The sequence below is a fragment of the Mucilaginibacter sp. OK268 genome, from assembly GCF_900103125.1.
Lineage (GTDB): Bacteria > Bacteroidota > Bacteroidia > Sphingobacteriales > Sphingobacteriaceae > Mucilaginibacter.
Genome location: NZ_FNJV01000010.1, coordinates 249,621 through 262,542, shown reverse-complemented (window position 1 = coordinate 262,542; position 12,922 = coordinate 249,621). Strand labels below are relative to the sequence as shown.

The following is a 12,922-nucleotide window of genomic DNA, read 5'->3' as shown; positions in this document are numbered from 1 at the left end:
AATGTGAGTCACTAACTCGGAGCGAAGCTTAGTTTACCCTGCTTCTTGCTCAATCAAATAGTCCAATATAATAATTATGCTAATCTAAAGGAGCGCAGCGTGGCAATCCCCGATAGACAGATCGAATAAAAAGACGGCTCTGTATAGTTTGGGATTGCTTCGTACCTCGCAATGACGCCTTTTATATGACAGGCCTTTGTTTAAAGTTCATCTATACTTCATATTGCAACAATATTTTTGCATAAAACAATTTGGTTTTTTTTGACCTTTGTTGTATAAAATTGTTGCCTGCGTGAAACAAAGTCGTACAGATATCTTTAAAAAGCTGCAAGTGCTATTCATAGCTGCCTGTTATATTTTTATTGCCGTATCGCACATCTTTTTTTTACCACGTTTAACAGGGCCGGTTGCCGAAGCAGCCGTAAGTCATAATTCCATCTTTAAAAGGAAGACCGAAACTACAGTGGCCAGCCTTGCCCATATCAACTTTTTTCAGCGTACCGATAAGTTTATCATGAATGATAAAAAATCGGCTATCGATCTGTTAAATATGGTTGTAGGCAGTTTTATACTGCTGTTGTTTGCACAGCGCCTTTGGAAATTGAATCCCCAGCGCTTACTTACCATTAATTGGTCAGTTACCGATTCACAATACTCCTATTTATCCTTCTGCACTTTTAAAATTTGAGTTGATGAAGCCTGCCAGGGCTTGAGCTGATGCTCCATCATGTATTCAAATTAGTTTATCTATCATTTACCGGTATTTACTATTACTTTTTGCCATAATGGTTATGCTTTAAAAGCATTTTCAAACAGCTTAAATATAGGCACCGGTATAAGTTCATTTCAGAAACTTATATGCAAAGTTTAAAAATAACCGTATTGATTGCTGTGGGCCTGCTCATCGCGGTAAATACCTATGCACAGCAAAATAATGATCCGGTGGTCAGCTTAAAAACGCTGCTCAACCGGGTTGATCAAAACGCTCCTACGCTGCTTACCGACTCCGCAGCTATTAAGATCCGCCGTACGCAGGCTGCCGAAACGCATAGCAACTGGCTGCCTAACCTGCGGCTTAACTACCAGGCTGATATCGGCACCAACAACAATGTGGCCGGCCCGTATTTTGGGTTTGGCATTATCCCCGCCGACTCCAAAGTACGTGCAGAAAGCAATAACTCCGCCGTATCCGCAACCGTGGGTGTAGCCGCGCTCGATTGGGAGGTCTATAATTTTGGCTCCTACGGGGCTCAAAACAAAGTAGCCAATTCTGATATCCAGGTGGAGCAAAATCAATTTGCAAGTTCCCGGTACCAATTAAGGGCCTATACCATTAGCAACTATTTGCAACTGCTGCGCCTGCATGATCTGCTGGCCATACAGTCGCTCAACATACAGCGCAATACCGAGATCCTGCGCTCTATACAGTCGCTGGCTAAAAGTGGTGTGCGGGCCGGTGTTGATACCAGTATTTCGGAAGCCGAACTGTCCAAGGCCAGGCTGAATTATATCGAACTGGTTAACCAGCAAAAACAGGTACAATTACAGCTTTCGTCCGTTAGTGGTTTGCCGTACCAATCCATCGTTCCGGATACTACAGCCGAGATGACGCTGATCGGTCAGTCGGCAGTGGTACAATCCTTAAACCCGGATACGGTTAACCATCCCCTGATCAACTATTACAAATCCGTATATCAAAACAGCCTGCAACGCGAGGCTATGGTTAAAAAAAGCTATAACCCCAAGATCATGCTGGAAGCTGCTGCCTGGGGCCGGGGATCAAGTATCGACGCTAATGATCATTTCAACAGTCTGTCGACCGGCCTGGGTGTTGACAGGAGCAATTACCTGGTGGGTATTGGTGTATCCTATAATTTGTTTGATATCCGCCGCCGCCAGTTGAAGCTGCGTACCCAAAAAGCTACCACCGACTATAGCTCGCAAAAACTGGCAGAGCAAAAGCAACTACTGTCTATCAGCGCCAACCAGGCCGATGTAGAACTGGAAACCGCCCGGCAGCGCCTGCGGGAAATTCCGCGCCAGTTAAAAGCAGCCAATGATGGTTATCGCCAAAAGCTATCCCTATATAAAAGTGGCTTAACCGATATTATTGAACTTAATGCCGCGCTTAATATACTCTACCGGGCTGAAACAGATCTGGCGCAGGCCAAATTCGCTTACTCCGGCGCCTTGTTCCAGAAAGCTGTTACCGAAAACCAGGTCAATACCGTTTTAAACCTCTTAAAATAATTTAGCTATGTCAATGGTCACCTCCGCGCTCAAAAGGCCCATCACTACCATAGTGATCACCATGAGCCTGCTGATATTTTCAGTGCTCAGCGCAGTCAAAATACCGATAGATATATTCCCGCAGCTCAATCTGCCCACTATATACGTTATCGAAGCCTACGGCGGTATGTCGCCGCAGCAAATGGAAGGCTTTTTCTCTACCAAGTTCCAGGATCAGTTCCTGTATATCAATGGTATTAAAAGCATCACCAGTAAAAACATCCAGGGTTTAACCTTGATTAAACTGTCGTTTTATGAAAGCACCAACATGGCCGAAGCTTCGGCACAGGTGGCACTGCAAGTAAACAGGGCATCCAGCTTTTTCCCTCCCGGTGCATTGCCGCCGCAGGTGGTTAGATTTGATGCCTCATCGTTACCCGTTGGGCAGCTGGTGTTCTCGAGCCCGACACGTAGTTTGAAGGATATTTATGATATGGCAGCCACCAAAATACGCCCCATGTTTGCTACCGTGCCTGGTCTGTCGCCATCACCTCCGTTTGGGGCCAATGCCCGTTCCATCACCGTAAATCTTGATCCGGATAAATTGCGCAGTTATAATTTAACACCCGATGAGGTGGTTGACGCGCTGGCTAAGTTCAACGTAACATCACCCTCAGGTAACCTCCGGCTGGATAATACCATGTTCCTGACCACCATGAACACGCTTATTAAAAACCCGGATAATTTTGGCGATATCCCCGTAAAAACCCAGAATGGCGTGCCCATTTTTGTAAAAGATGTGGCCCGTGTAGCCGATGCTGCCGATATTACGGTGGATTATGCCCTCATCAACGGCAAACGATCGGTGTACATCCCGGTAGTTAAAACCGCCGATGCCTCCACCTGGACCGTGGTGCAAAACCTCAAAAGCAAACTGCCCGAAATGCAGAACCTGCTGCCCGATGATGTAAAGCTGAGCTATGAGTTTGATCAATCGGTGTTTGTGGTGAACGCCGTGAAAAGTTTGATGACCGAAGGTGGATTGGGTGCCTTGTTGACCGGTTTAATGGTACTCCTGTTTCTGCGCGACTGGCGAAGCAGTCTCATTGTGGTGATAACCATCCCGGTATCTATCCTGATAGGGGTATTGCTGCTGAGTATGTTCGGGCAAACCATCAATATCATGACCCTGAGCGGGTTGGCGCTGGCCATAGGCATCCTGGTCGACCAGGCCACAGTAACCATCGAAAACATCCACCAGCACCTGGAAATGGGCAAATCCAAACGCCTGGCCATTTATGATGCCTGTGAGGAAATTTCGTTCCCCTTGTTGCTGATATTGCTTTGTATCCTGGCCGTATTCGCGCCATCGTTTATGATGAGTGGCGTGCCTAAGGCCATGTTTTTACCGCTTTCCTTATCCATCGGTTTAACCATGATCGTATCATACGTATTGGCGCAAACCGTGGTACCTATCCTGAGTAACTGGCTTATTAAAGCCGAACGTTATCAGCATTATCACCATGAGGATATTCATGCCCATGCGGGCGAGGCCCTGGACATGCAGGAAGAAAGCCAGGTAAAAACACACCTGGACAATGAACAAAAACATCCTGAGGAGAATGACCTGTTTGAGCGCATTAAATTATGGCTTATCCGGGTACTTACTAACTCCATGCCTCGCAAAAAAGGCATTGTGTTGGTGTATCTGTTTAGCGTGATCATCCTGGCTGGTTTTTGCTTTGTATTTATAGGTAAGGATATGATGCCTAAGATCAATAACGGCCAGTTCCAGATCCGCATTAAAGAGCCCGATGGCACCCGCCTGGAGCGAACTGAGGATGCTTTTAAACAGGTATTGCAGATCATTAACCAAACGGTGAATAACCATGTGGAAATCACCTCGGGCTATATCGGGCTGGTGCCTACCGCTTACGGAACCAGTAACCTGTACGTGTTTAACACCGGTACCCAGGAAGCCGTATTACAGGTAAACCTGGACGAAAAGTACAAGGTAAATATGGATGAACTGAAGGATGCCCTGCGCAAAAACATCCATTATAAACTACCTGAGCTCCGGATAAGCTTTGAACCGATTGACATGACCGAAAAGATCATGAGCCAGGGTGCATCATCGCCCATTGAGGTGCAGGTGGCCGGTAAAGATATGGCCCAGATTGAAGGTTATGCTAACAAAGTGGTAGATAAGCTCAAAAGCATCAGTTATCTGCGCGATGTGCAGATTGCCCAGCCGCTGAAATTCCCGGTGATCAAGATCACACTCGACAGGCTGAAGGCTGCACAATTGGGTCTCAATATCAAGGATATTGCCCGCTCGGTTACGGCCAGTACTTCATCAAGCCGCTTTACGGATAAAAATCTTTGGCTGGATGAAAAAGGAGCTTACACCTACCAGGTACAGGTACAAATTCCGGAATATGTGATGAACACTATGGATCAGTTGAAAGAGATACCGCTGGTAAAAGGACAAAGCAGCCCTGTATTGAGCGATATCGCCACCTTTACTACCAGCTACGTACCGGGGGAGTATGACCGAGCCGGACCTCGCCGCTTTGTAACTATCAGCGCCAATATTTATAAAAAGGATTTGGGTACGGCTACCGCTGATGTGCAAAAGGCTATTAACTCTCTGGGTGCAGCACCTAAAGGTTTGATAGCCTCACAAAATGGCATGGCAAATCTGCTCACCGAAACACTGAGTAGTTTGCAGAATGGTTTGGGCTTAGCCATCCTGGTGATATTCCTCTTGTTGGCGGCCAATTACCAGTCATTCAAGGTATCATTAACGGTATTATCTACCGTACCCGCTGTAATATTGGGCTCACTGCTGATGCTGCTGGCTACCGGTTCAACATTGAATTTACAATCCTACATGGGCATGATCATGTCGACCGGGGTATCCGTAGCCAACGCCATCCTGATTGTGACTAATGCCGAAAAGCTACGGCTGGATTACCGTAATGCTACCAAAGCAGCCATCACCAGCGCATCCATCCGTTTGCGCCCTATCCTGATGACCAGCTTAGCTATGATAGCAGGCATGATACCCATGGCTTCGGGCATGGGTGAGGCTGGAGAACAGTCGGCACCATTGGGCAGGGCGGTTATTGGCGGTTTGTTTGCCTCAACACTGGCGGCCCTGTTTATTTTACCACAGGTGTTTGCCTGGGTACAAAATAAAACCACCTACGATTCGCCATCATTAATGCCCGATGAATCTGCTGAGCACTCAGCCGAAATAACAGCAATAGAAACCTTAACAGTATAAGATCATGAAATTTAAATCAATCATATTATTAGCAGCGGCCAACAGTATGCTGGCGGCCTGCTCCAGTAACCAAACGCCTGTAAATATGGCGGCGGCCTCCACCAGCAAAAAATCGGCTTATGAAACCGGTATTATAACCGAAAAAGCACTTTCGAGCCAGGCCCGCTTACCGGGGCAATTAAAGCCTTTTAATGAAGTAAACATTTTCCCGAAGGTGAACGGCTTTGTAAAACAACTATACGTTGACCGTGGAGCTATTGTAAAAAAAGGGCAACTGCTGATGACCCTCGAAGCTCCCGAAATGGAATCGCAATTACAGGCGGCCAACTCCCGCTTTTTGCAGGCCCAGGAAAACGCCATCGCCAGTAAAGAAAAATATCAGCGACTAAAAGAGGCTGCTAAAGAACCCGGCTCGGTATCCCCGCTCGACCTGGATAACGCATCGGCCAAAATGAAAGCCGATGACGCGATGGCCAGGTCAGAGCAATCCAATGTGGCATCGGTACGTACCATACAGGATTATCTGAATATCCGCGCACCATTTGACGGCATGATCGTACAACGTAATGTATCACCGGGGGCATTGGTATCCCCCGGCAAAGGCACCGATCAACCGATGCTGATATTGCAGGACATCAGCAAAATGCGTCTGGAGGTATTTATCCCCGAAGATTATGTAGACAAGGTAGACCTGCAGCAGCCCGTTACTTTTGTGTTCAATGCCATGCCGGGCAACGAGCAAACCGCCCAAATAAGCCGTTCGGCTAATTCATTAGGCAGCATGCGTTCAGAAGCTATTGAGATTGATGTGCAAAATAAAAACGGACAGCTAAAACCGGGCATGTATGCCGAAGTAAGGATCCCCATGCTTTCGGGCGCCAAATCGCTATTGGTTCCTAACAATGCTATCGTAAGATCAACAGAGCGCGAATACGTGGTTACCGTTAAACAAGGGAAAGCCGTATTGGTTGATATCAAAGAAGGTTTAGCCAGGAATGACTCCACCGAGGTATTTGGCAACCTAAAAGCCGGCGATCAAGTTATTAACCATCCCGGCGATGAGTTAAAACAAGGGGCTGTGATCAATTAGAGTCAAGAGGTAAGAGCCAAGAATCAAGAGGAAAAAATATATTCCGTCCTGATATGGACTGACGAAAAGGAATGGGTTGTCTTGTTTCTTGACTCTTACCTCTTGATTCTCATTTTTGTCGTATTTACCCTCTCAATTGTCGTATTAGGCCCTCATCAAATTGCGTTGCAACACGCATTTTTGTATAGTCAATTAATCTGTATATATTAAAGGCATACTGGCATGGCAAATATTAATTCATACTTAACTTTTAACGGTAATTGCCTGGAGGCAATGACCTTTTACAAAGAATGCCTTGGCGGTAAACTCACTTTTCAAACCGTTGGTGAACTACCTTTACCCCTTAACGAACCTATGCCTCCCTGTATGGAAAACTGCGTGGTACATGCCACACTCGTCAAAGGCGATATGGTACTTACGGCTTCAGATATGGTACCCGAAAACGGTTTGATCAAAGGTAATGCTGTATCCTTATTGTTAAACTGTAACACCGAAGAGGAAGCCCATGAATATTACGCCCGCCTATCAACCGATGGCGAAGCAACCCATCCTTTGGAAGATACTTTCTGGGGTGCCTTGTTTGGCGATCTTGTTGATAAATTTGGTAACCAATGGCTTATTAGTTTTGAGAACACGTACTAACCCAGTACATGTTCTCAAAAAATTAAACTTGTTTAGCTTTTAGTCTCTTGTGATGATAAATGTATGATCCGATGATCAGAGCATAACCGATCAACATAGGCAATACCTGAGGTATCTGGTCGCCCGAGGCCAGGCCTGAATACGTAGCACCGGTAAGGTCAAAAACAAAACCCGCGTAAACCCATTCCTTGATCCGCGGAAAGCCGGGAATTAAAATAGCGATCACCCCCAGTAATTTAACGGCACCCATAAAAGGCGACAAGTACGCAGGATAACCCAGGTGCTTAAATACGGCCAGCGCTTCGGGCATCGACAACAGATCGGGAATGGCCCCTAAGCCCATAGCGGCCAATAGTAAACCGGTGAAAACCCAGTAAATGATGTTGATCTTTTTTGTGCTCATATGATTGCGTTTTAGGTGATTACGGATTAATCCAGGCAGATCTCAGTACGTTGGGTAGGGCTCAAATGTTCAACTATTTTATCATTATGCTTGTCCAATCCAAACCACGAGCGCATAAAGGTGATTTTGCCATATTTAGCTATGTTCACCAATAACACGCTGATCAGTATCACTACCAGGCCAAATATTTGCAAGCCTGAAATATTTTCATGAGCAAATAAGGTACCCAGCAACACGGCTATTACCGGGTTTACATAGGAGTGGGTACTTACTTCTGTTGCCGGGCGAACTTTTAACAACCATACATAAGCGCTGAATGCGGCAATGGAGCCAAAAAATATCAGGTACACGATAGCTAACCACGATTGTAAAGGCACGTTTGCAAAATGAAATGAACCAAGTTCATGGTTAAACAAACTGGCAGGTATAAATGCCAGGCCCGCAATGATCATTTGCCATGAAGTGTTTACCCGGGCCGGCGCATCGCTACCACGCTTTTTTGAAACAAGCGAGCCTGCCGACCAGGCAATTGGGCCTGCCAGTAACAGGATCAAGCCTGTTAACTGCTCATGACTTATAGCACCAGATAAGGACTTACTGATAGCTTCGCCGAATAACAGGATCACCCCGGCAAAACCGAGTATCAAACCAGCTATGGTTGTACGGCTTTTAAAATTGACCTTCCAGTTTACCTTGTCGAGGATCACAAACCAGATAGGGTTAGCCGATACCAATATGGCAACCATGGCGCTTGGCAGGGTGCGTTCGGCCCAGATCACGATACCTGTGGCCACAAAAAGCATCAGCAAACCACTGATGGCCGAAGTAACTACATCTCTTTTAACCCATAGCTTGTCGCCCTTAAAGCGGCACCAGGTTAGTAATAGTACCCCGGCTGTAAAGAAGCGTAAAGCCCCCATCAGCATTGGCGGAAAGCCATGTACCGCCATCTGTATAAAAAAGTATGTGGAGCCCCATACCACGTAAACAATAGCAAAGGCTATTATCACTAAAAGGGTTGAGGGTTTATTGGGTGTTGCAGTTTTCATGTTATTTAGTTTTTACGGGTACGGTAGTAGGTTTATTTTTTTCGGCGATGAAGAATACAAGCAGCTTAGCAGCTTTATTTTTACTGCTGTTGCGGGTTACGGCATGTAGGCCATTTGGCTTTTCATAAAATGAATCGCCGGGTTTATAATGATAGGTTTTACCCTCAAAAGTTGATTCCAGTTCTCCTTCCAGTAAATAACCGAAGGTTGGGAAAGGATGCTTATGCGCTGCAGATACACTTGCAGGCGGAAAGGTCACTACCAACATTTGTACCTCCTTATTATTGATGCCGGGCTGATTAAGCAACGTTTTAAGCAGGTAGGTTTCGGTTATGTTGCTTTGCACTTTCCGGCACACACGCTTCGGTGGATTTAACTTCCCGAAACATGGAGACAAAATGGTTAGTATGATAATAATTAATGTTTTCATTTTTATAAAATTTACGGGTTCATACGGTTTCAACACCGTTTTTATCCTGATAAATATTGAGTTGTTTGTTGATCTTTTGATGCGATAACAGGCTGTCGATACTCCAGGCATAGGATGGTAGTGTAGCCAGCAAAATACTCGCAGCACTCAATGTAAATACCGAATAACCCAGCGGCGATTCGATACCAAATGAGATGGCCATGGCTATGGCAAAGCAAAACCCTAAAATTCCTGAACCTATAGCAGCTAAACGGGTAAATAAACCAATCAGGATCAAAAAACCAAAAGTAGCTTCGCCGATAGTGGCTATGGTAGCAAAAGCAGGGATCAATGATGCGGGCAAAAAACTCATTACCTGGCGGGCGTAGGCTATAAAATGTTGCCAGTCGCCCCAGCCTACATGGGGCCGGCCATTGGCGCCCAATATTCCTAAACGATCGGCAACTTCCCATAAATAAGCCGAGCCTATGGCTACACGTAAGTACAGGGAGGGTAGTTTGAAGTTTTGAATCAGCTGCATAATCTTTGTGTTTTATTAAATAACACTTAAAGTTACGCCGCTTGTGGACCATTTAGGTAGTCCACTAATAATAACAGGGGTAGTCCAATTAATTAGCGAATATTCTTTCTTATCCGGCTTAAAGAGGTTGGCGTAACACCAATGAACGAGGCCAGGTATTTTTGAGGGATCTTTTGCAGAAAAGCTGGTTTGGTTAATAGATCGAGATAGCGTTGTTCAGCCGAATCCCGTTGCAGGGCGGTAAATCGCTCCAACAGGTTCAAGATCACATCTTCCCAAAAATTACGCATCATTTCCTGCATTTCGGGATATTGTTTATACAAATTTGTTAATTCACTTTTGGGCAGATACCATATCACGGTATCCTCAATAGCCTGCAAAAAATACTTCGAGGGCTTTTCGCTGATAAAGCTATAGATCTCAATAGCCGACGAATGCTCAAAGGCAAACCATACCGATATTTCTACCTCATCCTGCAAATAATATAGTCGCAGGCAGCCTTCCTGCACAAAAACAAGATCGGCGCATATCAAGCCTTCTTCCAGTAAAAAGTCGTTCTTTTTAAGACTGCGCTGCTTAAACTTTTGAGTAACAGCGTCCAGCTTATCCTGGTCAAGGTCTGCGTATTGTTTTATAAAAGCTTTAAGTTCTGCCGTCATGATGTGGTTTAATGTACAAATTTTGTTTTTATTGTGTTCAACTAAAAAAGCATTGGTCTATATTTATCATTCATAAACCATTAATCAACTGGTCCAGTATGCTTTTAGCCGAAATTTTAATACATATTGACAAAACTGCTCAAACACCGGTTTATCTCCAAATTGCCAATGGCATTATTAACCAGATACGCCAGGGGAAGTTAAAACCGGGTTCGGCTTTGCCGGGCAGCCGTGCGTTGGCACAAAAGCTGGCTATACACCGTCAAACCGTGGTTGCTGCCTATGACGAGCTGTATGCGCAAAGCTGGGTTGATGTTTATCCGCGTAGGGGTATTTTTGTGGCTAAAAATCTGCCCGACATTAAACCCCGGTCATTACCTGAATCTACCAGCCCAAGCTGTTACAGCACAAAAACAAATTTTGAGGTGGATGATAACAGGATCCCTTTTCCACAGCTATTTCAACCCGTTAATGATACCCACCTTGTATTCAATGATGGTTTTCCAGATACACGTTTGGCTCCTATCGAGCTGCTGGTACGCGAATACAGGCGCTTCGGCAATTACCACTTTACTTCAAAATATTGGATGTACGGATCGGAGTATGGCTCCGAAAATCTGCGAACTGAGCTTGCACGCTTTTTGGGCGAAACTCGCGGATTGCAGGTTAACCCCGAGCATATTATTATTACCAAAGGCTCGCAAATGGCTATATACCTTACCTCCCAGATATTGCTCTCTAAAAACGATACAGTAATTGCCGGCGATCCCGGATATCCGGAAGCAAACCATACGTTTCAGCAAGCTGGTGCGCAAATGGCATTGGTTCCGGTTGACGATCATGGGATTGATCTGGAAGCTGTAGAAGCTATCTGTAAAAAGAAAAAGGTAAAAATTGTATACGTAATTCCGCACCATCACCGCCCAACCTCGGTTACCTTAAGCTCCGAACGGCGTATGCAACTGCTGGAATTGGCACATAAATACCGCTTCGCTATCATTGAGGATGATTATGATTACGATTTCCATTATTCAAGCGGCCCTATTTTACCACTGGCCAGTGCCGACTATTATGGCAGTATCATATATATTGGCTCGTTTTGCAAAACCATTGCGCCGGGTATCCGTATCGGCTTTATGGTGGCCCCGCCCAACTTAATTGTACAGGCGGCCCGCTTGCGCAAACTGATCGACCGGCAAGGGGAACTGCTGTTAGAAGAGGCCATGGCCAACCTGCTAAAGAACGGCGATATCGGCCGGCACCTAAAAAAAGCCAACAAAACTTATCACGAAAGGCGCGATGTATTATGTCAGCTGCTCAAAGAGCAGCTTCATGAACATATTAGCTTTAAGGTACCCGATGGCGGCTTTGCCGTCTGGGCAAATTATCTCAATGGCATTAAAGCTAAAGAAGTAGCCGAAAAAGCGTCGGCGATGGGACTATTTGTAGGTAATGGTACTGGTTATTTTCATGACGCAGCTTATGCCCCATCATCGGTACGGTTAGGATTTGCCGCTTTAACGCCCAATGAGTTGGAAGCCGCTACCGGTATATTAACAGCAGCGGTTAAAAAATTGCTTTAATAATTGATATAATCTTCGGTAAAACTACCATCGGCATATAGGTCTATAAGTCCATAGCCCGGGGCAGTTTCTCTTCTGTTGCCCTCCCACCAGGCACCGCTTACTGCACCATTGCAAAGGTAGGTAACATGGTTGTACACCAGTTTTTCGCGCAGGTGAATATGACCGCTCAGGCATAACTTAACATTGGGATGCTGATAGAACAGTTTGATGATTTTGGCATTATCGGTATGCATATCGCCACCATACATTGTCCACCTGTTCACGGTGTTATCTTCGATCAGATTGGTCGCCGTCAGGATAGGGATATGCGTCATCACCAATACCGGCGTGGAAGGATCGGTAGCTTTCAATTCCTGTTCCAACCAGGTAAATTGCTCCTCGCCCAGTTTGCCAATATACCAGGTATCGTCAATATCCAGGTGAACGCTGTCCAGTATAATAAATTTCCACCCGCTTTGTACAAAACTATAGTAGGGCTTAACCAGGCCCAACTGATCCATGGAATATTTCTTGCCGTAAATAGCCTGTCCTTTATCATCCTCGTTCCACCAGATGTCATGGTTGCCCAGGCAATAACGCACAGGTATGCTACAATCGGCCTTCATGATTGATTTGCTCAGCTGCCATTGATCATTTATGGTACTGAGATTTTCCTTATTCATATCAAACACCACGTCGCCGCCATTCAATATGAGGTCAACTTTGGCTGTTTGTTGCTGTACGTGATGCAAGCATTTAGCGAATCTTGCAGGAGCGTCGAATTTATTTTTAAGATGGATATCTGTTAAGTGGGCTACCCTTAAAACGGGTTTGTTTTTTGCTGATGTATTACCAAACGTTAGGGAAGGGACCAAAAGTAGTCCCCCGATATTTTTAAGGGCCGATCTTCTTTGCATTGCACAATAATTATGGGCACAAAGGTGCTTTATCTGTTTGGATTTTAGCTTAAGCCAGGGTTAAATAATCTGCTTTGCAAATTTTATAAATCCCATTATAATGAAAACGGCTATTTATTACATTTGGAA

Annotated in this window: 12 protein-coding genes; 6 read left to right on the top strand and 6 right to left on the bottom strand. The window is 45.3% G+C overall.

All coding sequences use genetic code 11. The features are described from left to right. The first annotated feature begins 292 nt into the window (after positions 1-292). The 5 genes from BLR84_RS25545 to BLR84_RS25525 all read left to right on the top strand — a co-directional run bounded on the left by BLR84_RS25545 (position 293) and on the right by BLR84_RS25525 (position 7,250). Positions 293-688 carry a hypothetical protein gene (locus tag BLR84_RS25545; RefSeq protein ID WP_143013998.1) on the top strand — a complete coding sequence of 132 codons (396 nt, stop codon included), beginning with the start codon at positions 293-295 and terminating at the stop codon, positions 686-688. A gap of 170 nt (positions 689-858) precedes the next feature. After that, positions 859-2,250: a TolC family protein gene (locus tag BLR84_RS25540; RefSeq protein ID WP_090473095.1), complete on the top strand. Its 1,392-nt coding sequence runs from the start codon at positions 859-861 to the stop codon at positions 2,248-2,250. 7 nt (positions 2,251-2,257) lie between these two features. Then, complete coding sequence (locus BLR84_RS25535) at positions 2,258-5,518, top strand: efflux RND transporter permease subunit (protein ID WP_090473094.1); 3,261 nt, start codon at positions 2,258-2,260, stop codon at positions 5,516-5,518. 4 nt (positions 5,519-5,522) lie between these two features. Next, positions 5,523-6,608 carry an efflux RND transporter periplasmic adaptor subunit gene (locus BLR84_RS25530; RefSeq protein WP_090473093.1) on the top strand — a complete coding sequence of 362 codons (1,086 nt, stop codon included), beginning with the start codon at positions 5,523-5,525 and terminating at the stop codon, positions 6,606-6,608. Between the two features lie 222 nt (positions 6,609-6,830). Further along, entirely contained in the window at positions 6,831-7,250 is a 420-nt protein-coding gene (locus BLR84_RS25525; protein WP_090473092.1) for a VOC family protein, read from the top strand. A 22-nt stretch (positions 7,251-7,272) separates the two neighbouring features. Here BLR84_RS25525 and BLR84_RS25520 read toward each other — a convergent pair whose 3' ends face one another. The 5 genes from BLR84_RS25520 to BLR84_RS25500 all read right to left on the bottom strand — a co-directional run bounded on the left by BLR84_RS25520 (position 7,273) and on the right by BLR84_RS25500 (position 10,311). Further along, the gene (locus tag BLR84_RS25520) at positions 7,273-7,653 is read right to left on the bottom strand and encodes a DoxX family protein (RefSeq protein ID WP_090473091.1); all 381 of its coding nucleotides are present in this window, start codon (positions 7,651-7,653) and stop codon (positions 7,273-7,275) included. 26 nt (positions 7,654-7,679) lie between these two features. Next, positions 7,680-8,702 (bottom strand): EamA family transporter, encoded by a 1,023-nt coding sequence (locus BLR84_RS25515; protein WP_090473090.1) that lies wholly within the window; start codon positions 8,700-8,702, stop codon positions 7,680-7,682. 1 nt (position 8,703) lies between these two features. Beyond that, a complete protein-coding gene (locus BLR84_RS25510) occupies positions 8,704-9,132 on the bottom strand; it encodes a cupin domain-containing protein (protein WP_176852157.1) in 429 nt (142 codons plus the stop codon). Positions 9,133-9,151: 19 nt separating this feature from the next. Beyond that, the gene (locus BLR84_RS25505) at positions 9,152-9,652 is read right to left on the bottom strand and encodes a DoxX family protein (protein WP_090473089.1); all 501 of its coding nucleotides are present in this window, start codon (positions 9,650-9,652) and stop codon (positions 9,152-9,154) included. A gap of 92 nt (positions 9,653-9,744) precedes the next feature. Further along, positions 9,745-10,311, bottom strand: a complete 567-nt coding sequence (locus BLR84_RS25500) for a Crp/Fnr family transcriptional regulator (RefSeq protein ID WP_090473088.1) — start codon at positions 10,309-10,311, stop codon at positions 9,745-9,747. Positions 10,312-10,409: 98 nt separating this feature from the next. On the opposite strand from BLR84_RS25500, the gene BLR84_RS25495 reads away from it, so the two are divergent. Further along, the gene (locus BLR84_RS25495) at positions 10,410-11,894 is read left to right on the top strand and encodes a MocR-like pyridoxine biosynthesis transcription factor PdxR (RefSeq protein WP_176852156.1); all 1,485 of its coding nucleotides are present in this window, start codon (positions 10,410-10,412) and stop codon (positions 11,892-11,894) included. Here the strand turns inward: BLR84_RS25495 and BLR84_RS25490 are convergent. Beyond that, positions 11,891-12,793 (bottom strand): metallophosphoesterase family protein, encoded by a 903-nt coding sequence (locus tag BLR84_RS25490; RefSeq protein WP_090473086.1) that lies wholly within the window; start codon positions 12,791-12,793, stop codon positions 11,891-11,893. The genes BLR84_RS25495 and BLR84_RS25490 overlap by 4 nt on opposite strands. Positions 12,794-12,922: the final 129 nt, after the last annotated feature.